At 49.3% G+C, this 23,942-nt stretch carries 21 protein-coding genes and 1 pseudogene; 17 read left to right on the top strand and 5 right to left on the bottom strand.

Going from position 1 to position 23,942, the window contains the following annotated elements; all coding sequences use genetic code 11:
* The first annotated feature begins 25 nt into the window (after positions 1 to 25).
* From pcrA to K9N57_12555, 5 genes are all read left to right on the top strand, one after another.
* Positions 26 to 2,224, top strand: a complete 2,199-nt coding sequence (pcrA, locus tag K9N57_12575; protein ID MCF7805018.1) for a DNA helicase PcrA — start codon at positions 26 to 28, stop codon at positions 2,222 to 2,224.
* The gene (locus tag K9N57_12570; protein MCF7805017.1) at positions 2,217 to 5,873 is read left to right on the top strand and encodes a tetratricopeptide repeat protein; all 3,657 of its coding nucleotides are present in this window, start codon (positions 2,217 to 2,219) and stop codon (positions 5,871 to 5,873) included. Before pcrA ends, K9N57_12570 begins: the two co-directional genes overlap by 8 nt.
* Positions 5,874 to 6,045: 172 nt before the next feature.
* Positions 6,046 to 6,495, top strand: coding sequence for a transcriptional repressor (locus K9N57_12565; GenBank protein ID MCF7805016.1), 450 nt, complete (start codon positions 6,046 to 6,048; stop codon positions 6,493 to 6,495).
* Between the two features lie 15 nt (positions 6,496 to 6,510).
* Entirely contained in the window at positions 6,511 to 8,523 is a 2,013-nt protein-coding gene (gene feoB / locus K9N57_12560; protein MCF7805015.1) for a ferrous iron transport protein B, read from the top strand.
* 324 nt (positions 8,524 to 8,847) lie between these two features.
* A complete protein-coding gene (locus K9N57_12555; protein MCF7805014.1) occupies positions 8,848 to 9,525 on the top strand; it encodes a metal-dependent transcriptional regulator in 678 nt (225 codons plus the stop codon).
* 394 nt (positions 9,526 to 9,919) lie between these two features.
* Here the strand turns inward: K9N57_12555 and K9N57_12550 are convergent, their stop codons facing one another.
* The 4 genes from K9N57_12550 to K9N57_12535 form a co-directional block, all read right to left on the bottom strand.
* The gene (locus tag K9N57_12550) at positions 9,920 to 11,362 is read right to left on the bottom strand and encodes an RtcB family protein (GenBank protein ID MCF7805013.1); all 1,443 of its coding nucleotides are present in this window, start codon (positions 11,360 to 11,362) and stop codon (positions 9,920 to 9,922) included.
* A gap of 342 nt (positions 11,363 to 11,704) precedes the next feature.
* Positions 11,705 to 11,962 (bottom strand): AbrB/MazE/SpoVT family DNA-binding domain-containing protein, encoded by a 258-nt coding sequence (locus K9N57_12545; GenBank protein ID MCF7805012.1) that lies wholly within the window; start codon positions 11,960 to 11,962, stop codon positions 11,705 to 11,707.
* 224 nt (positions 11,963 to 12,186) lie between these two features.
* Complete coding sequence (locus tag K9N57_12540; protein ID MCF7805011.1) at positions 12,187 to 12,612, bottom strand: archease; 426 nt, start codon at positions 12,610 to 12,612, stop codon at positions 12,187 to 12,189.
* On the bottom strand, positions 12,612 to 13,781 hold the full coding sequence (locus K9N57_12535) for a nicotinate phosphoribosyltransferase (GenBank protein ID MCF7805010.1): 1,170 nt from the start codon (positions 13,779 to 13,781) through the stop codon (positions 12,612 to 12,614). The genes K9N57_12540 and K9N57_12535 overlap by 1 nt, the downstream gene beginning before the upstream one ends.
* Positions 13,782 to 14,037: 256 nt before the next feature.
* On the opposite strand from K9N57_12535, the gene K9N57_12530 reads away from it, so the two are divergent.
* Genes K9N57_12530 through K9N57_12520 form a run of 3 tightly spaced genes read left to right on the top strand, consistent with a single transcriptional unit; the run spans position 14,038 to position 14,788 of the window.
* Positions 14,038 to 14,463 (top strand): hypothetical protein, encoded by a 426-nt coding sequence (locus K9N57_12530; GenBank protein ID MCF7805009.1) that lies wholly within the window; start codon positions 14,038 to 14,040, stop codon positions 14,461 to 14,463.
* Positions 14,464 to 14,471: 8 nt separating this feature from the next.
* A complete protein-coding gene (locus K9N57_12525) occupies positions 14,472 to 14,618 on the top strand; it encodes a hypothetical protein (GenBank protein ID MCF7805008.1) in 147 nt (48 codons plus the stop codon).
* On the top strand, positions 14,603 to 14,788 hold the full coding sequence (locus tag K9N57_12520) for a hypothetical protein (protein ID MCF7805007.1): 186 nt from the start codon (positions 14,603 to 14,605) through the stop codon (positions 14,786 to 14,788). The genes K9N57_12525 and K9N57_12520 overlap by 16 nt, the downstream gene beginning before the upstream one ends.
* 109 nt (positions 14,789 to 14,897) lie before the next feature.
* Here K9N57_12520 and K9N57_12515 read toward each other — a convergent pair whose 3' ends face one another.
* The gene (locus K9N57_12515) at positions 14,898 to 15,617 is read right to left on the bottom strand and encodes a metal-dependent hydrolase (GenBank protein MCF7805006.1); all 720 of its coding nucleotides are present in this window, start codon (positions 15,615 to 15,617) and stop codon (positions 14,898 to 14,900) included.
* Positions 15,618 to 16,191: 574 nt separating this feature from the next.
* On the opposite strand from K9N57_12515, the gene K9N57_12510 reads away from it, so the two are divergent.
* The 9 genes and pseudogenes from K9N57_12510 (at position 16,192) to K9N57_12470 (ending at position 23,933) form a co-directional block, all read left to right on the top strand.
* Positions 16,192 to 17,277 (top strand): efflux RND transporter periplasmic adaptor subunit, encoded by a 1,086-nt coding sequence (locus tag K9N57_12510; GenBank protein ID MCF7805005.1) that lies wholly within the window; start codon positions 16,192 to 16,194, stop codon positions 17,275 to 17,277.
* Between the two features lie 167 nt (positions 17,278 to 17,444).
* Positions 17,445 to 18,671, top strand: coding sequence for an ABC transporter permease (locus K9N57_12505; GenBank protein MCF7805004.1), 1,227 nt, complete (start codon positions 17,445 to 17,447; stop codon positions 18,669 to 18,671).
* Positions 18,672 to 18,675: 4 nt separating this feature from the next.
* Entirely contained in the window at positions 18,676 to 19,923 is a 1,248-nt protein-coding gene (locus tag K9N57_12500) for an ABC transporter permease (protein MCF7805003.1), read from the top strand.
* 18 nt (positions 19,924 to 19,941) lie between these two features.
* A complete protein-coding gene (locus tag K9N57_12495; GenBank protein ID MCF7805002.1) occupies positions 19,942 to 20,631 on the top strand; it encodes an ABC transporter ATP-binding protein in 690 nt (229 codons plus the stop codon).
* Positions 20,628 to 20,918, top strand: coding sequence for a Smr/MutS family protein (locus tag K9N57_12490; GenBank protein MCF7805001.1), 291 nt, complete (start codon positions 20,628 to 20,630; stop codon positions 20,916 to 20,918). Before K9N57_12495 ends, K9N57_12490 begins: the two co-directional genes overlap by 4 nt.
* Before the next feature lie 114 nt (positions 20,919 to 21,032).
* Positions 21,033 to 21,584 (top strand): heat shock protein HspQ, encoded by a 552-nt coding sequence (gene hspQ / locus K9N57_12485; protein ID MCF7805000.1) that lies wholly within the window; start codon positions 21,033 to 21,035, stop codon positions 21,582 to 21,584.
* 62 nt (positions 21,585 to 21,646) lie between these two features.
* A pseudogene (locus K9N57_12480) lies at positions 21,647 to 22,540 on the top strand (DMT family transporter).
* 89 nt (positions 22,541 to 22,629) lie between these two features.
* Complete coding sequence (locus K9N57_12475) at positions 22,630 to 23,451, top strand: thymidylate synthase (protein MCF7804999.1); 822 nt, start codon at positions 22,630 to 22,632, stop codon at positions 23,449 to 23,451.
* Positions 23,448 to 23,933, top strand: a complete 486-nt coding sequence (locus K9N57_12470) for a dihydrofolate reductase (GenBank protein ID MCF7804998.1) — start codon at positions 23,448 to 23,450, stop codon at positions 23,931 to 23,933. Before K9N57_12475 ends, K9N57_12470 begins: the two co-directional genes overlap by 4 nt.
* The last annotated feature ends 9 nt before the right edge of the window (positions 23,934 to 23,942 follow it).

The raw sequence follows: 23,942 nt of genomic DNA, 5'->3' as shown, positions 1-23,942 counted from the left end.
CATTACGGAAAGGTACCCTCAGTCTATGCAACTGCTTGAAGAACTGAATGATGTCCAGAGAGAAGCGGTAAAGCAGACAGAGGGGCCGGTGTTGATCTTTGCAGGGGCAGGGAGTGGCAAAACCCGGGTGTTGACATCACGCATCGCGTATTTGGTTGCGGAGAAGAACGTCCCACCGTTCCATATTCTCGGAGTGACCTTTACTAATAAAGCGGCCAGTGAAATGAAGGAACGCATCCAGGAGATTATCGGCCCGGCTGCAGATGACCTTCACATGGGAACCTTTCACTCGATTTGTGCCCGAATGCTCCGGGAAGAGGGGCATCGACTGGGATACAACCGATATTTCGGTATCTACGACGTAGATGACCAGGTACGGCTCATCAAGAAACTGATGGAGCAGTATAATGTGTCCACGGATATGTTCCGCCCCAAGGCGATTCAGGGTACAATCAGCAATGCGAAAAATTCCATGGTTTCGGCGGAAGAATATGCCCAAAAGGCGGGCAGCCTGTACGAGGAAAATGTGGCGGATGTCTACACGGCTTACCAGAAGGAATTGAAGAAAAATAACGCCATGGATTTCGACGATCTGCTTATGAAGCCGTTGGAGTTGTTTGAAAAAGAGCCGGCGGTGCTCTCAAAGTACCGGAAGATGTACCAATACATTTTGGTGGATGAATACCAGGATACCAACAAGGCACAGTTTGAATTCGTACGGCAATTAGCGTGGAATCACAAAAATGTTTGTGTGGTCGGTGACGATGATCAGTCCATTTACCGGTGGCGTGGCGCTGATGTACGGAATATCCTGGAGTTCGAGGAGACCTTTCCGGATTGCCGGGTGTACAAGCTGGAACAGAATTACCGGTCTACTCAGAATATTCTTTCGGCAGCAACGGCAGTGGTGAAGAATAACGATGTCCGGGCGGATAAGGAACTCTGGAGCGCCGGTGAAGAAGGGGAAAAGATTTCCCTGGTTGAAGCAAATAATGAGCGGGAAGAGGCCAAGCAGGTTCTGGACAAAATTCAGCAGGAAGTTTTTTCCAATAAGCGCACATTTAGCGATTTCGTTATTCTCTACCGTACGAATGCCCAGAGCCGTGCCCTGGAGGACATACTCCGTCAGCATGGAATTAAGTATGTACTGGTTGGCGGAACAAAATTCTACGGTCGCAAAGAAATTAAAGATGCGTTGGCTTACATCCGGGTTATCGTAAATCCGGACGATTCGGTGGCCATGCGACGGGTTCTGAATGAGCCGACTCGCGGCATTGGAGCAACAACCGAAGAGCGGTTGGAAAAGTTCGCATTTGACAATGGCATTACCTTCTGGGAGGCGATGCAACGAGCAGAGGAGGTGGAAATTCATTCCGGGCTGACCTCGAAAGTACTGGACTTTGTCGAATTCCTGGAAAAATATATGCAGCTGCAAGAACAGCTCCCGGTGGAAGAACTGGTTTCCGTCATGCTGGAGGAATCCAAGCTGTTGAAGCAGTATAAGGATGATGGCAGCGATGAGGCGTTGGAGCGCCTGGATAATATCTGGGAACTGATTAATGGAGTTTCGGAATACTGTGAACGATCGGAGGAGCCCTCGCTGGAAGGCTTTATGGAGGAAGTTTCTCTCCTGACGGATATCGACCAGTGGAATGAGGACACCAATGCAGTGACACTGATGACGCTCCACAGTGCCAAGGGATTGGAATTCCCGGTAGTGTTTATTACCGGCGTCGAAGACGGTCTGTTTCCACTCTCCCGGTCGGCCGAAGATCCTGAGGAGTTGGCCGAGGAGCGGCGATTGTTCTATGTGGGAATAACCAGGGCACAGGAGCGGGTGTATCTGACGATGGCTAAACAGCGTAACCGATTTGGTGAGCAGATGTTTAGCATGCCGTCCCGGTTCGTAGAAGAGATTCCGGATGAACTACTGGAGCGTGAGATTACGGGGTCCGGAATGGGAACAGGGCGATCCAGCCGGGGTACAAGTACACGTACTCGGACAACGCGAGGAACGTCACTGGGAGACTCAGTGAAAGAACGCAGGAAAAACCAGGGAAAAATCCAGGTCGGAGACACCGTCAAGCACAAGATTTTCGGGCGGGGAAAGATCCTGGATATCTCCGGGGCCGGTGACAATCAGAAACTGGTGGTAAAATTTACAGGGAATGTAAAGAAAAAGCTTCTGGCTAAATACGCAAACCTGACAAAAATTGATGTTTAAAACTAAGATATTCATCGTTGGTCTACTATGTGCAGCACTATTGCCCGCTACGATATTGGCGCAGAATACCCAGGAACAGCGGGCGTACCTCTACGCGAACGAACTGTATGAGGATGGGCTGTACGAGATTGCGCTGGAACAATACCGGCAGTATTTAAATGATTACCCGAGGGGAAGTCACCGCGCGGCCGCTGCACTCCGGATTGGTAAATCGTTGATGGAAATCCAACAATATGACGAATCCCGGCGGGCATTTCAGGAGGTTGACTTAGATCATCCCGGTACGCCGGAAGCTCAAGAGGCGCTCTGGCTGATTGCGGAAACCTTTGAGAAAGAGCAACGCTGGGAGCGGGCGGCAAAAGCGTTTCAACGGCTGTACCTGTATTATCCTGACGGCGATCGTGCCAGTGAAAGTCTGCTCCGTGGCGCGGCAGATGCTCAGCGGGCTTCCAATGATAACCTGACCGAGAGTTTGCTCAATGCCGTCGTGGAAAATTTTTATGATTCGCCGGCGGCCATCGACGCAAGAATTCGTCTGGGGCAGTTGTACCTTGAACAGCGAAAAAGCCGGCTCGCCTGGAATGAACTGGACAAAGCGCTGTATTCGTCTCCCAGTGAAGAACAGCGTGGCCGGATATTGATGTGGCGGGCGAAAGTTGCCGAACGTCTATATGGTGCCTCCAGAGCTTCAGAGATCTATGGACGGATCACAAACGAATTCAGCCGCGATTCACTTGCCGAGCGTGCCACGCTGGAACAGGGACGGCTGGCGTTCCTCCAGCGAAATTATTCTGTGGCGGAAGACCATTTTTCAGACGCTGAGGAGTCCGATCTTCCCTCGGTTGCCGTAGCCGGATTTGAATACCATGGCGATATGGAGTGGGCCCGAGAAAATTACAGCCGCGCCGCGGAACTGTATTCCCAGTCATTAACGAAACAGGGCAATACGGGTGATAACCGTACGATCAGGATTAAGTATGCATTGGCGCTGGAACAGGCAGGGCAGACCGGCGACGCATACGAGCAATTCACCCAGATCCTCAGAGAAAATGCACAGACACTATCCGATGATCGTGTCAACCTGATTCATGATCATCTGGCAGCGGTCGCCGTGGAACAGGAACAGTATCGGGCGGCACTCCGGTCTCTTGAGGCGTTACGCCATGGGGATAAACGAGCAGAGATTCTCCATCGCATCGGTGATTTGTACCAGCGACAACTCTCCGATTCTCAATCGGCAATGGAGGTGTATACGCTCCTCACTGATTCCTTTCCGGATTACACTGGCGTAGACAAGGTATTGTTTTCCCTGGGGAAATCGTACCTGGAAACGGAACAGGTTGCAAAAGCCACAAACGCTTTCAATCGGTTGGTGCAGCAATATCCCTATTCATTCTGGCGTGGTGATGCTGAGAATTATCTCTGGTATATCGAAAAGGCGAACAGTCCCGGGAAGCAAACGAGTTATGAGAGTTTGGCGTCATTGTTCGGAGAACTACTTCTGGACAGGGAGCCCGCGGATCTCAACTTCAAACTGGGAATGATCTATTTCCGGGATCAACGAAACTATCAAACGGCAATTCAGCAATTTACTTCGCTGTTAAAGGAAGATCTCTCTTCGTCCCGGGAGGATTCGGTACGCTTCTATCTCGCCCGGAGTTACGATATTCTCAGTCGGGTTGCGACGTTGGAAGAGCAAGCCGAAGAAAGCGGGGAATACGCCACAAATGCTATTGCTGAATATGAGGCACTCCTGTCAGATGAAGCCGGATCAGGTGGTATTTATTTCACGGCGCAGAAACGTTTAGGAGAATTATACCTTAAGACCGATCCGCAGCGGGCTATAGCGTATTTCGATGATCTGGCTACGGAGAACAATTCCGAAGCGATAATTCTTTCCCAGGCGAAGGCATATCAGGCGACGGGTAACGATTCCGCTGCGTTTCGAATACTGAATAATTATCTGGAATCGAGTCTGGGATCGGAAGAATCTCCTGAGACAATCAGGCTCGCTGCGTCGCTCGCTGAGGAAATTGGCTACCGGGGTCCCGCCCGGAAATACTACGAATGGTATTCGGCGAATTATTCTACATCTCATTATGGCGCTGAAGCATGGTGGGCCTTGTTCCGGTATTCGGTTGCGGATAGCCAGTATGCCGAGGCTCTGCGATATGCTGACCGGATCCGGAGTACTGCATTTTACACACCATACCAACAGATGGTTAACGAGCAGATCGGGACGCTGTATATGCGGACCGGTGAATACCTGAAGGCTGCCGAATGGTACGCGTCGCTCGCAAACTCGGACGGACCTGAAACTAGTCTGTTTATCGGGGATCGTCCCACGGAAAATGTTGAGGCAATTTACCGATCCGCACTGGCGTACGAAGAAGCAGGACAGCAATCAAAAGCAATCGAAATGTACCGGTGGTATACTGAACACGGGGAAAAGGCGGAATTCCTGGCGAACGCCTACGAATTTATTGCACAGCAGACATCCAGGGAAAACAGTTATAACGAAGCCCGTCAGTATTATCAGCAGGCGGCTGCTTCTCTGGGAAATAGTGCGAGCCCCAGGGCGATCCGACTTCGGAAGTCGGCAGCGGATATGTTGTTTGAACTGGGTGATTACGAATCGGCTGCGGAAGAGTACAATCAACTCCTGGATGAAGCTGTAGGTGACTTCCGCAGCGAAATCTGGCAACAGCTCATCATTGCGCAGCTTCGTAACGGGAGTACCCGGCGTGCCAACTCGCTGATTGATGAGTATCGGGAAACCTATGACCTGGATGATGATGCGGAACCGGTGCTGCGCTTTCGTTATGAGACGGCGAAGGCACTAGCGAATGAAAAGGGATTCCAGCAATCCGTACCGATGTTGCAGGACATCCTGGAGCATGATATTTCCACAGATTTTGAAGTGAACGTCCGATATGAGTTAGGCCGACAGTATGTGATCACAAATAATTATGATCAGGCCATCAACATGTTAACCGACCTGACGGTAAACTATCCTGATCATCCTGTTATTGCACAGGTCTATATCACTCTTGGGACTGTGTATTATGATCAGGAGCAGCCGGCGAATGCAATTGAGGCCTACCGGAACGCACTGGATCATGGCGCCACAGGAGAGTTCAAACAGGTGGCAATGAGCAATTTGATGAAATTGTATGAGGAGCGAGGATTATGGGATTCTGCCATCGCCCTGGGCAGGGATTATGTGGCGGAATTCCCGGAAGCCGATAATACGTTTTCCACCAGAATCCAGATCGGGAACTTTCTCATGAATATGCGGGAGTTCGAACGTGCCATTGAACATCTGAGTGCACTCTTGCGTGAGGCCGATGCACAATCAGCCTCGGAAATCCAGTTCTGGATCGGGGAAGCGTATTTTAACCAGGCCAAGTATACTCGCGCAATTATCGAGTACCTGAAGGTGCCGTATCTGAATCCGCCGACGAAACTGGACTGGGCCGCCTCTGCACTCTGGAAGGCAGGAAATGCTTATGAAAAATTACAGAAGCCGAATAAAGCGATTCAGTTGTATGAACGGATTATCCGAGAAAAGGGAGCGGCCAGTAACTTCGGCCGGTTTGCCCGACGACGGATAGATGAACTGGAGGCTCAGCAGGAAGCGGCGCAGTAGGTGCGACTGGGGACAATTAATAAAAGAGATGTAATTTTCCTCAGTAATCGCCTTTTTGTGAGTGAAAATCGTTGACGAAACATTATTTCAGTATTCTTCTCCAATTTTTAATTGACACCTGACCACGGTTCCTCTATATTCAATTGAGATTGAATCTCAATTAGTGAAAGATATGAAAACAGACGAATTATCCACATTCAAAGAGGCGCTGCGGAAAGAAAATCTGAAGATGACGCCCCAGCGCAAACGGATTTTCGCCGCAATAGCGGATTCTGACCAGCACTGGGAGGTTGACGATCTGGTGTATCAGTTCTGGCAGGATGATGAGCGCATTTCCCGGGCCACGATTTATCGCACGCTGGATCTGCTGGTCGATCACGGATTTGTTCGAAAAATCGATTTCGGTGAAGGCCGGAGCCGCTACGAATATGCGGCAGATAAAAAATATCACGACCATATGATATGTGAGGAATGTGGGGAGATTTTCGAATTTACCGACGAGAATTTGCGGAAACACCAGGAACGCCTGTGTGAGATTTTTGATTTCGAACCTTCTAAGCATGTGGTCCAAATTTACGGGCTTTGCAGCGATTGTCGGTCGGGCAGGAATGACGGAGAATAGGGGAATACACATTATATGAGTCACAACCACCACGGGCAGAAGACCGAGGCGTATACTGATACCTCTGATAAAAAAATTGCACTTGTCGGAAATCCGAATGTCGGTAAAAGTGTACTGTTCGGCTATTTGACCGGATCGTATGTAACTGTCTCAAATTATCCCGGAACCACTGTTGAAATCGCCCGGGGAAAATATACGGGTCAAAACGGATTCGGGGCCGGTCCGCCCAAAACCTTGATCGACACACCGGGCATTAATAATCTCGTTCCTTCCAGTGAAGACGAACTCGTTACCCGCAACATTATTCTGAATGAACGCCCGGAGCATATTCTCCAGGTCATTGATACGAAAAACCTCCGCCGCGGACTCCTGATTACCATCCAGCTGGCAGAGATGGGCGTCCCGTTCGCCGTCTGCCTGAATATGCTGGATGAGGCCCGGAGCCGGGGTATCACTGTCGATACGGAGCATCTGAGCCGACTGTTAGGCGTCGACGTGATTGGAACAGTTGCCACCCGAAAACAGGGACTTGACCAGGTTCAGAAGATTCTGACCACTCCCCGGAAGTCGCAATACGGAATACAGTATACGGACCACATTGAGCAGTCGGTACGCCGGATCAGGGAACTGCTTCCGGAGAAGAAGATCGCGAGCCGGATTTCTCCGCGAGCGCTGGCGCTTATGTTGCTTGCAGGAGATGATTCGCTTTTTTCATTTCTTGAAGAGTATATCTCCCAGGATGCCATTAGTGATATTCAGGACATCGTAGCAGAAACTGAAGCTATTTATCCGGAATCGCTCCACAATATTATAACACGGATTCGTCTGGACGAGGCGGAGAAACTGATCCAGCAGGTGATGACCTCTGAGTCTACCAGCGACGAAACTCTTACACAGAAATTCGGCCGCTGGTCCATGCACCCATTCTGGGGATTACCTGTGTTATTAGGTGTATTGTATCTGATGTACCAGTTTGTGGGGGTGTTAGGCGCAGGGACCCTAGTCGACTTTTTGGAAATTCAGGTATTTGGGAAGTATATAAGTCCCTGGGCTTCAACTGCTGTGGAATGGCTGATTCCGCTCCCGTTGATTCAGGATATGCTGGTCGGCGAATATGGCTTGCTCACCATGGCGCTGTCATATTCCGTGGCTATTGTGCTGCCGATTGTGGGAACATTCTTCATCGCATTCGGAATCCTGGAGGATTCGGGTTATCTCCCTCGACTCGCCGTGATGGTCAACAGGATATTCAAAGCCATCGGACTTAATGGAAAAGCAATTCTGCCCATGGTGCTCGGACTTGGTTGTGATACAATGGCCACGTTGACAACGCGGATTCTGGATTCGAAAAAAGAACGCGTAATCGTTACGCTTTTACTGGCGCTTGGGGTGCCGTGCTCGGCGCAGCTTGGTGTGATTCTCGGGATGTTGGGTGGGCTTTCGTTCGGAGCGTCTGTCCTCTGGGCAGGTTTGGTGGTTGGCATCCTGCTTTTAGTGGGATATCTCTCTTCCAAGGTAGTCAAGGGCAAAGGCTCGGATTTTGTGCTGGAACTGCCGCCAATTCGCCGGCCGACTCTGAGTAATATTTTTATCAAAACGCTGGCGCGGATCGAATGGTATCTCCGGGAAGCGGTACCGCTGTTTTTCATCGGGACATTCATCCTGTTCGTATTTGACAAAATCCATCTGCTGGATGTCATCAGGAATGTAGCTTCACCTGTGGTCAGCGGATTTCTCGGCCTGCCGGCGAAAGCCACCGATGCTTTTCTTATCGGTTTTCTCCGACGGGATTTCGGAGCGGCCGGGTTGTTTGACCTGGCGAAACAGGGACTGCTTGATCCCAACCAGGTATTAGTAAGTCTGGTAGCAATTACGCTATTTATGCCGTGTATCGCAAACCTTCTGATGATTGTCAAAGAGCGCGGCGTGAAAACGGCCATTTATATGAGTGCGTTTATTCTGCCGTTTGCCCTGCTGGTCTCTGGCGGATTGCACTGGGTGCTGGTGTGGACAGGAATTACGTTTTAATAAAATAGGGTATATGGAAAGACCTGGATACTTGAAACTATGAACAACAGAGTATGATTAAGATTAGGAATACAAAACATGAACACTCGAACACACAAACACTCTAATACTGGGGTATAATGGATAACACCTGCCCATATTGTGGATACGATTTTGACTCAACGCACGAATTTTGCAATTCGGCCTGTCCGCTGTCCAAGCAGTGCGGGATGATAATGTGCCCGAACTGTCGCTATGAGTACATTCCAGCCGAGTCTAAAACAATCAACTTTTTTAAACGACTCTTTTCCAGGGAAGAACCTTCGGAAAATAAGACGGAGAAGCATGAGCAAACAGAACTCACTCATTGAAGAAGCGTTGGAATACCTCTGGATTACCAGAGAAAGGGGAACGGATTCCCTGGAAGATTTCCGGGAGTTGATGGCAGAGGATAACCAGCCTGTAATTGATACGGAAACGCTGGATACCATGGAATCGGAAGGGTTAATTACCCGGGCGAACGGGAATTTTCAGTTTACGCCGGAAGGCGATACCACCGCTGCAAAAATCATCCGTCGTCATCGTTTGGCCGAGCGCCTGTTTAAGGATGTGCTCAACGTTGATATGAGAGAGACGGAAACGATTGCCTGCGAACTGGAGCACATCCTGAGTGCCGAGGTTACTGAGAGCGTGTGTACTTTTTTGGGCCATCCTCCCCAATGCCCACACGGCCGGCCAATTCCCCAGGGAAAATGCTGTAAGCGGTACCGCAGTGAGGTCAAACCGATTCTGTCCTCCGTCCGTCAACTGGAACTGAGGGCTCCGGCTCGGATTGCATTCATCACACCGGAATTTCATAAACGCTACCAGCGGCTTACATCATTGGGGGTTACGCCCGGGACAGAACTTGTGCTGACGCAGCGACATCCGTCCTTCGTGATTAAAGTCGGCGAAACCGAGATTGCTATCGATGGCGAAATTGCTGACGAAATCTACGTGAAGCGGATCGGGAACCGGGACTAAGATACCGGAGGCCGGAGACGGGAAACCGGAAAAAATTGTTTGTTGTGTGTGATATTGGTTCATTCTAAAGTGCGGTTAAATGGCAGATGATTAACCATTACCTTTTATCTTAGGGATAAAAAGCCCCCGCCTAACACAAACAAATACCGCTAAAGCGGTCACTACCAACAAAATCTGCGCTATGGTTCATCGTAGTTTCTCACTTTGTCAACGGCGAGTCACTTTCTATTTTACAGTTTTTCCCTTCGCCATTTACTATTCACGATTCACATTTTTAATAACTGATTACTGATAACTGAATCGTTTCACCTTTAACTTCTTCGTGGCGAATCACCATTCACTGCTATACTGGAACACCTGAGTACCCGAACACATTGATACTTTATCACTACCCTTACCCTTTAATCACTCCAATTGGTCTAAAGCGCGCGACTTTTGAGGTGATACCGGCATTGTGCATGACTTCCACTACGTCGGCCACATCTTTGTAGGCATGCGGCATTTCTTCGGCGACGGTGCGATTACCGGCTGCCTGGATTTCCACGCCGCGATCCCGGAGCTCCTGGTAGATGTCCTTGCCGCGACTCTGCTTTTTGGACTGGCGGCGACTCATTTGTCGTCCGGCCCCGTGACACGAACTGCCGAATGTATCTTCCATGGCTTTGGATGTCCCGACGCAGACATATGAATACCGCCCCATATCGCCGGGGACGAGCACCGGCTGTCCGATATCCGTGTATTTGCGAGGAACATTAGTGCTTCCCGGACCGAACGCGCGTGTTGCACCTTTCCTGTGGACGCAGAGCTTTTCGGAGTGACCATTGGTCCCGTGATCTTCAAACTTGGCGATGTTATGGCAGATATCGTAGACCAGGTTGAATCCCAGATCTCTGGGAGTGATATTTAATGCGTCCATGAAAGATTGCTCCGCCAGGTGCATGATAACCTGCCGGTTATTAAAGGCGAAATTTGCACCACAGCGCATCGCGCCGAGATACCGTTGACCCGCATCACTCTTAATTGGCGCACAGGCTAACTGTTTATCGGGGATATCGATATTGTACTTGTGTGTGGCATTAATGGTTGTCTTGAGGTGATCGTCGCAAATTTGATGGCCGAATCCTCGGGATCCGGTATGGATGATGACGACGATACTGTCCTTGCGCAAACCGAAAAGGGAAGCGGCCTGCGGATGGTAAATCTCATCAACCTTGCCGATTTCAAGGAAGTGATTCCCCGAGCCGAGAGTTCCAACCTGAGTCTTGCCGCGTTCGAACGCCCGATCGCTCACGGCACCCGGATCTGCGGCCTCAAGACAGCCGTCTTCCTCAATAAATTCAAGATCCTCTTTGTGGCCAAACCCTTCGGAGACAGCCCATTCTGCACCCCGGGTGATGAGCTTCTTAAAGTTCTCTTTGGAAACCTTCCTGATCGCGCCGGAGGAGCCCACACCTGTGGGAACATTATTATATAATTGGGTGACTACATTCCGAATGCGATCTTGTATATCCTCCAACTGAAGTTTGGTCGAAATGAGCCGGACGCCACAATTGATATCGTAACCTACGCCACCGGGTGAAACAACGCCGTCTTCTGCGTCAGTTGCGCAGACCCCTCCAATGGGAAAACCGTAACCCCAGTGAATATCCGGCATGGCCAGAGAATATCTGGCAATCCCGGGGAGGTGGGCCACGTTTTGCACCTGCTGCAGACTCTGATCATTCCGAATATCCTGCATCAGTTTTTCGCTCGCATAAACGCGCCCCGGAACACGCATATTGCCGGTTTTGGGAATTTCCCAGGTATGTTCATCGATTTGGCGGATATCAACGGCCATGGTCTTTCACCTCTTTGAATTGGTTACCTTTAATCTCCTGTTAAACATAGAGGTTATTCCGGGAATTTGTCAACTGTAGGGGGACCGATATCGAGAAGGACCGCTGTTTCTTCTTTCGGAAACCAAACAATCCGGATATTCCTATCAACAGACATTTCCCATAAATTGTCAGTTCCCCTGATTTTTTTTATATGTAAACCGGGCAATTCGGGATTTTGTGCAAATTTCCGCAATGTGGATTCGACTTTTGTTTTTAATTCCGGATTTTTCCTGATGTAGGTTTTCCAACTTCGCTTGAAACGTCCTGTCCGCCTGAAATGATGAAATTGTTGCACAGGTTTCTCAGGCGTTCAGATCGTCGATTAGATCTTCGATGGAAGAAAAATCTTTGTATCGCTCCTTCTGCAAATCATCGAACGATTCCTTGAGAGATGCTCCCATTTTCGCAAACCATTCCGGGACGACTGCACCCTTTTCTATCACAATGCCGCCAGAGGTTTCCTCAAAGATTACTTCGCTGCCTGGCTCGAGATCATATTTTTCTCGCAATTCCTTCGGAATAGTTATTTGTCCCCGATTATTAATTTTTGTGGTATGCATATTGTCCCCGTTGTTTCTACTATTCGGCAACCAATATAGTTGAAAATACTTTTTACATCAATACTGAAATACTGAATTACTGATAAAGTGGTAATTCGTAAAAGAGCCATGAAATAGAACGGCTAAGGCCGTTACTACCAACTTCCTGCAAGACATTGAGGAAACAGGATTTTACGACTTAACTTTAACACATTAACACACGAACACCATAACACTGCTATTGATCAGATATCAAAGATCACCTGTGCTTCGAATCCATTGGCGTCCTGAGTTACTTTCAGGCCGTGGTAGGTTACTGCTTTGACATCCTGGATTCCGTCTTCATCCGAAAATTGAATTGTGAAGCCCGCAATCGTTGCCTTCAGTGACGTATCTGTCATGGATTCGATGGTGAAGTGGTTAAATAAACAGTGGTTTGCTGAGTGGAGGTAGAGCAGTTCGCTCAGCCAATCTTTGAGAAGCAGCTCCCTGTCAGCAGAGTCGATACGGATATTTTCGGTCACCCTGGGCTCTCCGGACGGGAAATCGCCAGAACCAATAATAGAGAACATTCCCTCGGCGGCATGGATAAAAAGTTCTTTTAGGTTGGTTCCATAGATACGGAGACCGGCGTCAGCTGTGTGATCGATCTCCCGGTACTTTTCGGCCATTACGGCAGATCCAGTGAGATATAGGGGAGCTGCTTCAGCACATAATCCCGAACAGTTTTGTGGGTGGATATCTCGATAGTTTCGGAATCAGCGGATTTCACCTGCTTCAGGAGCGGCTGCATCGGTGTACGGCATTCCATGCAACCTGGAGCATCAGCCTGTTTCGGTACCGTTTTCTGACGGAGGCACGATTCACACCGCCACAGCATTTTCTGCCCTGATGTTTTGCCGCGCTTGGCCATCGGTTCGCCCTCGATATCCACGATATCCAGAGAGAAGTCGATGACTGGTGCCGTACTGACGGAGGTGCCCACGCCATAGGCATCGGCGACAGAATTGTATTCGGTAATTGTATATTCATCTAATCCGCCACTGACAAATAGTTTCACATGGTCGAATCCCCGCAGGTCAAGTTCCCACCGGACCTCTTTCATGATTTCCAGAAGATCACCTCGTCGGCTGCTTGGCGTATCCAGGCGGACGCCGAACAGCGCATCTCCCAGAGATTCCGCCACCCGGAGCGTTTCGAATTTCTCGTCGGAGAATGTATCCACCAGGCTGATACGGTTCACTTTTTCATCAATGATTTCGTTAAATGCGTTGGTCGCTTCCACCGTATCGCCCATAATCAGGATGAGCGCATGGGGGATGGTGCCCACGGGATCCTGTCCCAGATATTCCGCGGCGGCAACCGATGCGACCCCATCGCATCCGCCGATGTAGGCGTTTCGTTCGACGACCGGGGCAATCGCCGGATGCATCCGCCTGGCGCCAAAACTGACCATGGGTTTTTCGCCTGCGGCTTTCCGGCAGCGAGCAGCCTTCGTAGCAATGCCGGATGCCTGGCACAGGTAACCGAGAATCGCTGTCTCATATATACCAAAATCAAGGTAATCGCCGGTGAGTGTGAGGACTGGTTCATATTCGTGGAATACGCTGCCTTCCGGGACGGCTTCAATATCTATGGGGAGATCTTTAATAATTTCTGCGGCTTCATTGAGCCCGGCAAATATTGCCCACTCGTATTCCCCGGGGAAGCCTTTGCACACGAATTCTGCTGTGACTGTTTTATGAATGTTTTTTTCTTCAAGAATCTGACGGGTCCGCTCGAAATAGACGTCGGTAACTTTTCCGGCCTTGATCTGATCTTGTGATACAATTGACTTCATGCTAATCCCCCACTCGTTGTTATAGGAAAAAAGTACTTGCCAGACCTATGAATATCAAGATAGATGGCAAGAGGCAGTCTCAGGCTTATTTTTCTCAACCGCCGGAAAATCTTTGGAACAGCAGGAAAAATCATAGGAAACTGCCCCCATCAGGTCCCCGATTACTTCTGTTTATTCCTGAATTCTGACACTAATTTATAGCACTCGCGCTGGTTATTTCTTTACTTAAACAGACAACATTGCAGGAAGACCGGAAATGTTCAGACGAATTGCCCTGTTGTGTATTGGGCTGATGTTCTGCAGCCTGTTATCGGAGCTCATCGCACAGGACCGTGAATTCGAGTTTCGTCGGTATTCCTTTCCTGAATCAATGAGTGGAACTGTCCTGGACATCTTCCAGGATAGTCAGGGGTTCTTATGGTTTGCCTCTGAAGCAGGTCTGTACAGATTCAATGGCCATGATATAAAACAGTACTCCTATAATCCTTCCGATTCCATCTCCCTGTCCACCGGATTAATCCGTGATTTCTTTGAAGATTCCCACGGGAACCTGTGGGTAACCACCAGCCAGAGCGGGCTAAACCGGATTGACCTTGTCACCGACGAGATCACCCATTTCCCATACGATCCCACGGATTCGACTACCCTGGATTTTAAAAGAACACTTCCCGGTACCGGTTAAAGCGCCGAATACGGAGATTGGAAATGCAGCAGCTGCAAAATGAGCGGGAACGGATATCCAGGGAGCTGCACGATCATGTGGGAGCGAAGCGCACCAATATCATTACCGGTCTCGAAATCGCGAACCCAGAGACCCCAACTTGCCAAAATTCGTAGTATATAAGGGTGCATACATATACGGAACAGCCAAAATTTCCTTTGAAGATGGCTATGCATTCGATTTTAAGGAAGAGACTGAGGAATTTTCAGAGCACTATACCGGATACGATACCATTATCCAGGTGCTCAGCAATGAATTGCTCTCCGCCATGGAAAACGGAATCTGAGTAAGGTATTCCGGGTTCTGAGGGTTCGTAAGAGGAAAAAATGTAAAAAAAGCCTGCGGGACGCAACCCGCAGGCTTTTTAAAATTAAGGATGGTTCAGTCAAGGCAAACTAATTCAACGGTGTCCCGATCTCCGCAGTAATCACGGCATCCTTTAAAGTTCCGGACAGGTTGTTGACTAGTTCTTCCGGCGTACCCGTCAATAGTGGAAATGTGCCGTAATGCATCGGAATGACGTGCTGGGGCTTCACTAATTCAACGCTTTTCGCCGCGGCTTTCGGCCCCATGGTGAAGTGATCACCGATACAAGTCAGCATGAGATCCGGTTCATGCAGTTCGCCGACATATTTCATATCGCCAAACAGGTCGGTGTCACCGGTGTGGTACACCGTGAATCCGTTTTCAAAAGTGATAACAAAACCGGCCGGGTCTCCGCCGTCCACGATACTTTCTTCACCTGAAACACCGGAACTATGGACGGCACGCACCATCGTAAACTTGATTCCGTCCACATCAACTGTCCCTCCGATATTCATTCCGATAATTTGGTCTTCCGCTATCCCCTGTCTACCCAGATATTGGGAAATTTCGAAGATAGAAACCACTGTGGCACCGGTGCGCTTTGCAATAGATACCGTGTCTCCGAAGTGATCGAAATGACCGTGGGTGAGTGCTATAATGTCGACATGATCAATATCTTCCGCTGAGATCTGTGCCGAAGGATTTTCATTCAGCCAGGGATCGATCAATACGACCTTTCCCCCGGGGGATTTAAACTGAAATGTCGAATGCCCGAGCCATGTTACCTCAGTATTCTGAAAATTACCCATGTTCGCCTCCTGTCACTTCATCTGCTTGTATTTTCAGTATTAATATCGTCGATGCGTATTTTAACGTATCCATATTTCCAAGTATTAACCTTACCTAAATATGCCGATTAAAGGCGGTTAGAATCAAGGGACATATTGAGTCTGGTGTCCCGAGTCTTCAGTTACGCGTCCTGTTCAGGTTGCCCACACGTTCTCCGCCCTGGTGGACTCCGACCTTCATCTTTAAACGTAATACGCAGTAAGCAATACGAATGCTGTCATTCGAATTTTTTCAAATGCCAGGTAGTCCCAAAAAAGTGATAGAATTCCTTAGACTATATCACATTGATATAAACCATATCACTTTTATATAGATGAAAGATTCATTACATATCACGGTATTCACCACGTTAGGGAGTTTACGGTGCCATTGGGTACGGACCAGTAGTTTTTTATTCCGGGAAGTCGCAAAATCAGCGATTTACGAGGCGCTGGCACTTCATTTGCTTAGAGTACATATGACTTTTGAATACACCATAAATCATGGAATCTGAACAATACAAATTTTTCTAAATCCGAGGTAAGAGGGGCCGGTATGAAAAAGTGGATATTTATCGTTATCGGAATTGTTTTGGTCGTGAGTGTGGTTTTCCTTGCCACCAAAAATGGAAAAAGTGAGCAGGAAACATACAAAACTTTACCGGTCACCCGGGGTACTATTGTAGAGAAGGCACTGGCTGTCGGAACGATTACCTCGGTGAATGAAATTCAGGTCAAATCCAAAATTGCCGGCAATGTTAAACAGATTTACGCCGAGGTCGGCGATGAAATTGAAGAGGGGATGCCACTGGTCAATATCACGCCGGATCCCACCCCCCTGGAATTGACCGAGGCCCGCCGAAATGTAGAAATCGCCGAAGTGGCCTATGAGCAGGCCGAGCGGGGGTATAACCGGCAGAAACAACTACTGGAGAAAAACCTGATTTCTGCCCAGGAATTCGAGGCCCAGAAACTCCATCTGGACGAGGCGAATCTCAGACTGACCCTGAATAAAGAGCGACTCTCGTTGCTGGAAAAGGGTACGTTTCAGTCCGAATCGACGGTAGTTGAGTCCAAGGTAAAGGCGCCAATTACGGGAACCATACTGGAAAAATTTGTCAACGTCGGAGATCCGGTAGTGCCGCTGACATCTTACCAGGCAGGAACCCCGATCTTTACGCTGGCAGATATGAACGAATTAATCTTCCGCGGCACTATCGATGAAATTGACGTCGGGAAGGTGAAGGTTGGCATGCCCGCCGAGATCAAGATAGGAGCGCTGCCGGGGCAAGTTATTGAAGGCACCGTCGACCGTATCTCACCGAAAGCGCGGAAAGAGGAAAACGCGACACTGTTCGATATTGAGATTGTTATCCAGAGTTCTGACTCAACGGAACTGCGTGCAGGGTATTCTGCCAATGCTGATATCATTATCAAGCGCGCGAAAGACGTGCTGCAGATCCCAGAGCGGCTCCTCACATTTGAGGAAGACACCATCTTCACAGAAGTCGAACTGGCAGATGGCACGGTAGAAAATCGCCGCATCGAAATTGGCCTGAGCGATGGAGTCTATGCGGAAGTCACTGACGGTCTGGAAGACAGCACGCTGGTAGTGGAGCGCCCGCCGAAAGTCATAGAATAAAACCGGAGGCCCGGAGACGGTGGACAAAAGACACTCGACGCATGACCATTTTCAACTATAACACCTTAACACAGGCTTGTAGAATGATAAATAAAGAAGGAAGAGACTGGGCTAGGATGAAAACTTTAACACCCGAACACATGAACACTATAACACTGCCGTAAACCATGTTCTGGAAAAACATCCAACAGCTCTTCAGGGATTTACGACACCAGAAGTTACGAACGGTACTCACTCTGTTTGGTATCATCTGGGGTGCGGTGGCAATTATTTTGCTTCTCACGTTTGGTGAGGCGTTTTATGCATTTTCGCTTAAAGCCTCCCACGGGATGGGCGAGGGAATCTGCATTATGTGGGGTGGCAGGACATCCAAGCCGTACCAGGGCTTCAACCGGGGACGATACATTCGTTTCCAGGAATCGGATATCCGGGTAATGCGCCAGCAAATTCCGGAACTTGGTGAAATTAGCCCGGAGTACTCCCGGAATGTGCGGGTTCGCGTCGGGACCGAAGGGTATTCTGCTAACCTGAGCGCGGTCTATCCGGAATTTCAGCAAATGCGGAATATGATTGCCGCCGAAGGTGGACGATTTTTAAACCAACTGGATATGAAACAGCGGCGACGCGTTGTATTTATAGGGGATCAGGTGGAAGAAGACCTCTTTGGGATAGGTGAGGCCCTTGGGGAATCAATCTATATTAATGCGATCCCGTTTCAGGTGATCGGTGTCTTAAAGCCGAAGATCCAAAACTCCAATTATAACGGTGGCGATGATGGACGGATTTTGATTCCGGCATCCACCTATCGCGGAATTTACGGGGATCGGTATTTGTCCAATATGGTATATCGTGCCACAGATGTCCGGTTCACCGAGCAGCTGAAAGACAAGGTGTACCAGGTGTTGGGCAAACGGCACAAATTCGATCCCACCGACCGGGAGGCATTGGCTATTTGGGATACTTCCGGGAATGAAAAATTTTTCAAAACGTTCTTCTCCGGGTTTATCATTTTTCTCGGGATCGTCGGTGGAATGACACTTATTGTAGGTGGTATCGGAGTTTCGAATATTATGAATGTTGTGGTAGAGGAGCGAACCCGGGAAATTGGTATTAAAAAGGCGCTCGGGGCAAAGAAGCGATACGTCCTGGGGCAGTATTTGATGGAGACGCTAGTTATCACCGGGATCGGCGGAGTTATCGGTTACAGCCTTTCCACTGCGATCGTCTTCGCTGGGAATATGTTCCCTATTCAGGAATTTGTAGGGGTGCTGCAAATTTCGCCACTGGTAAGCGCGATAACTATAATTGTCCTCGGTGCTATCGGACTTATCGCCGGCTGGTTTCCGGCGCGCAGAGCCGCGAACCTCGATCCGGTCATCGCCATAAGGAAATAACGTTATGAAACAATGGTATTTGTTCCGGCTGTTCTTTCGCGAAATGGGATCCCAGAAAAAGCGGATCTGGCTGACGGTCTCCGGTATTGCCTGGGGTACGTTGTCTATCATTTTGTTACTCTCATTCGGTGAGGGACTGAAACGGCAGCTTCTGACGGCAAATAAGGGACTCGGGGTGAATATCGTCATCTTGTACGGCGGGCAAACATCGAAAACCTATCAGGGATTGCCCCGGGGACGAAGAATCGGCTTTACCGACGAAGATGTGGAACTCTTGAAAGGGAAGATTCCGGAGATTACAGGGATCAGCGGCGAGTACGATCTCTGGGGGCAGTCGTTTACGTACGGCGAAACGACGCTGACCGAGCGAGCCACAGGCGTATTGCCGCCGTTCGAGTACATGCGAACGCATTATCCGCAGGCAGGGGGACGTTTTATCAATAAAACCGATATCGAACAGCGCCGCCGGGTCGTGTTCCTTGGGAACGAACTGAAAGACCGATTGATGGGCGAAATTGATCCGATTGGGGAAACCATCCACATCAGCGGCACCCCCTTTACGGTCATCGGCGTGATGCAGGAAAAAATGCAGATGAGCATGTACGGGGGCCCGGATGCGTCTAAAGCGTCAATACCCTCAACAACATTGAAAGCGCTGGAAGGCCGAACTTATCTGAGTCGAATCGTTTACCAGGTCAATCGGACCGAACTGGCGCCATTGGTGGAGAAGCGGGTCTACGAAATCCTGGGACGGAAATACCGATTCGATCCGGAAGACTCCAAAGCGCTGGGAATCTGGGATACCATCGAACAGAGCAGCATGATGGGCAATATGCTTACCGGGATCCAGCTGTTCCTGGGATTAATTGGTGCATTAACGCTGCTGATTGCCAGTGTCGGGGTGGCTAATATTATGTATGTCTCTGTGAAAGAGCGTACCAGGGAAATCGGTGTAAAACGCGCACTGGGAGCCAAACGATTCCATGTAAAACAGCAATTCATCCTGGAAGCAGCGCTGATTGCGGTTATTGGTGGGCTTATCGGCGGTGTCTTTGCGTTTATAATTGTGACTATTCTGCAAAACATTCCGTTCGGAGACGGTCCGTTACAACTGCTGGGCAAGCCGACGTTTTCCGTGCCGATATTTTTGTCCACCGCTGTCATTCTCGGAGTGGTTGGACTGGCGGCGGGTTTTTTCCCTGCACAGCGGGCGGCCAAAGTTGATCCCATCGAATCATTGCGCTATGAATAACTGAGGAGCGGAGTTTTTATGATTACCATGGAAGGCATTACGCGGGTCTATGATACCGGCAAGATCCAGGTGGAGGCGTTACGGGGCATCGATTTGACGATAGACGAGGGACAGTTTATCTCCATTATGGGACCGTCCGGGTCCGGCAAGTCCACACTGATGCATTTGATCGGGTGTCTTGATACGCCTACTGCGGGTAAGTATACATTAGACGGAGAGCAGGTGGAAACCCTCTCCGATAACCAGCTGGCAGATATCCGGAACCGAAAGATAGGCTTTGTCTTCCAGAGCTTTAACCTGATGCCGTACGCTTCCGCCTACGAAAATGTTGAACTGCCACTCATTTTTGCAGGGATGTCCACCTCAAAGCGGAAAGAGCGGGTAACCGAGTTGCTGGAACGCGTCCACCTGGCCGACCGAATGGATCATAAACCGGGTGAACTTTCCGGAGGCCAGCAACAGCGCGTGGCCATCGCCAGAGCATTAGTGAATAACCCGCGAATCATCCTGGCCGATGAACCAACTGGAAATCTAGACAGCGCTTCCGGGGAGGAAATTATGAAGATCTTTTCCGAACTCTGGCAGGCGGGCAATACTATTATTATGATCACCCACGATCCGAACATATCAGACTGGTGCAATACAATCGTCCACCTCAAGGATGGATGCATTGAAAATGGCGTTTTGCATCCGGAAGATCAGGTATGAGCGATACCCCGGAATCCAGTGGCACGGTTGAATTCCCCATCGATGGAACGCTTGATCTCCACACATTTCATCCCGGCGATGTAAAAGATCTGATACCGGAATACCTGGAGGAGTGCAGGAAACGCGGAATCTATGATATCCGGATTATCCATGGTAAGGGTACCGGAACGCTTCGACGAATGGTGCATTCAATCCTGGAAAAAAGTCCAATTGTAAAAAGTTATACGTCCGCCCATGAGTCAGAGGGCGGTTGGGGTGCAACCACCGCTCGGCTTTCAAAATCCTGAAATTAATCGGGCAACTGATAGTACATTTTGGTCAATTTCCACCCCTTAGATTTCTTGTATTAATTTTTTATCTTTATATCAAATTAGAAACGCAAACGAAACGGAATACAATTAATGCCGACTCGCGACGACTTACCATATATTCTCCGGCTGATAGATGATGACTCGCCGGTGGTTCGGGAAGTGGTGACGGAGGCGCTGGCGGAATTCGGCTCCTCCCTGGAATACGAATTGGCCAATCTGAACGATCCACCGGACAAGGAACATGTCCGGCAGATCAATGAATTGTTGCAGGATCAAGACGTTAAATTGAAGGTATCCGAAAATCTCTCCGTAGAAGACGACGGTGAAATCGATCCTGTCTTTGAAATCGGACAACTGGTGCATCATAAACGGTATGGTTATCGAGGCGTTATCGTGGAATTCGACCCGACCTGCGAGGCGGATGCCGCCTGGTATTTTTCCAATCAGACTCAGCCGAAATTAGAGCAACCGTGGTATTACGTGCTGGTCCATGATTCTCAGCAGGTAACCTACGCCGCTCAGACCAACTTGGAACCGGACAACTCGGGACTGCCAATTAAACACCCGTTGGTCTCCAAATTCTTCAAGGATTTTCGGGACGGGCACTATCTCCGTAATGACCGTCCATGGCCCAGGCACTAGTGATAATAAATTTTCCCCTCCGTTAATGTAAATCGTTGAAACCTCTGCAAAATCTACATCCTGTCCTTGGGCTAAGCCTGGGAGCTGTTCTCATCAGTTTCTCAGCCGTGTTTGTCAAAGCCATGGATGTAGCGCCAACGCCAGCAGCATTTTATCGCGTTTTCTTCGGCGGCGTGATTCTGTTGACTATACATTTTCGCAATCTTCAGGATATTTGGCGAAATCCCGGATTCCTTAGATCTGTGGCTCTTGCAGGGCTGTTTTTCTCCGCTGACCTTGCATTTTGGCACCAGAGTATTGACTTTATCGGTCCAGGGCTGGCAACCATTCTTGGAAATTTCCAGGTATTTTTCCTCGCGGCATTCGGCGTTTTAATCTACAAAGAACGGATGACACTGCGATTAGCCAGCGCATTTGTACTGGCAATGGGAGGTCTGTTTCTGATCTTTGGTATGGACTGGAGCAGTCTGAGTGGTAATTACAAGATCAGAATACTGCTCGGCGGAGCGACAGCCGTGTGCTATGCGAGTTACGTCCTGGTTTTACGAAAGCTGCAATTCAATACGGCCGGGTATTCACCGGGAGCCATCCTTGCGATAGTGTCTTTGGCGTCTGCCGGTTTTCTGGGCATCGCTACGCTGGTGCAGGGACAATCATTCTCAATTCCGGACGTGGGGAATTTGGGGTATCTGGTGTTATACGCGTTCTTCAGCCAGGTCCTGGGGTGGATAGTTATCTCCAAATCTCTGCCGGAGATAGATGTCTCGCGCGCCGGACTGATATTACTGCTGCAGCCCGGCTTAGCATTCGTGTGGGATATCCTGTTTTTCCACAGATCTACCAGTATGATAGAAGTTGCCGGCGCCCTGATCGCATTGGCGGCAATTTATCTCGGCAGTATAAGAAAACCGAGGGCTGGTGAAAAAGTATCGCCGAAGGCAGAATCGAATATCTAAAGAAAATTCGCGTTGAATTTTGTGGTTTTACTCTATCAAAATTTCTCCTATTTTAGACATTAAAATTTTTCATTCGAACGGCAGAAATAATGAAACAATATTTGGATGTATTAAAAGATGTACTGGAGAACGGGGTGGATCGACCGGACAGGACCGGTACGGGGACCCGGGCCGTTTTTGGGCGGCAGATGCGTTTTGATATGGCCGATGGATTCCCTGCAGTGACAACCAAGAAACTGGCGTTTGACGTGATGAAGGCGGAACTGCTCTGGTTCATCAGTGGAAGCCGGGACATCAAAAAGTTACAGGAGATGGGCTGCCATATCTGGGATGCCAACGTTTCAGCTGACTACTGGACGCCGAAAGCGGAATTTGAAGGTGACGCGGGCCGGATCTACGGTGTGCAGTGGCGGCACTGGCGGAATCCAGGGGGAGAGGAAATCGATCAACTGAAACAGGTGATACGGCAGATTAAGGAAAATCCCACAAGTCGCAGACATATCGTGACAGCGTGGAATCCCGGGGAACTGGATCAGATGGCGCTGCCGCCGTGTCATATCCTGTACCAGTTTTTCGTGGCGGATGGAAAACTCTCTTTGCATATGTTTCAGCGGAGTTGTGATATGTTTCTTGGCGTGCCGTTCAATATCGCATCCTATTCCCTGTTGTTACATATGGTGGCGCAAGTGACGGTTCTGGAGCCCGGCGAATTTGTGCACACACTCTCAGATGCGCATATCTATCATAATCACTTTGACCAGGTAAAAACCCAGCTCGCCAGAACGCCGAAACCGTTACCGACCTTGAGCCTCAACCCCGATATTACGGATATCGACGAATTTTCCATGGATGATATTGCCCTGAAGAATTACGAACATCATCCGGGAATCAAAGCACCGATGGCCGTATGACGGTATCAATTATCGCAGCCATGAGCGACAATGGAGTCATCGGGAAGGGCAACGATCTGCCGTGGCATCTCCCGGCGGACTTGAAATTCTTCAAAAAGACTACCATGGGGAAGCCGATTATTATGGGGCGAAAGACCTTTGAATCCATGGGAAAAAAGCCGCTCCCGGGCCGAAAAAATATTGTAGTTACCCGCCAACAGGACTACGAGGCACCAGGAGCAACGGTCGTCCATTCTCTGGATGCAGCGCTCGATGAAGCGGGTGATGCGGATGAAATCATGGTCGGCGGTGGCTCGTCTATCTACGAGGAAGCCTTGCCGCAAACCGATCGCATGTATCTCACCCTTATTCACGAACATTTCGAAGGTGACACCCGATTTCCGCAGATTGACCCCTCGAAATGGGAGGAAGTTGAGCGGGAGGATTTTGAGGAAAATGGTCACCCCTATGCCTTCAGTTTTGTAACCTATGAGCGTAAATAATCATTCATA

It is taken from the genome of Candidatus Neomarinimicrobiota bacterium (assembly GCA_021734025.1).
Taxonomy (GTDB): Bacteria; Fidelibacterota; JAANXI01; order JAANXI01; family JAANXI01; genus JAANXI01.
The sequence above is the reverse complement of the archived record's forward strand: the minus strand, read 5'-3'. Positions and strand labels throughout refer to the sequence as shown.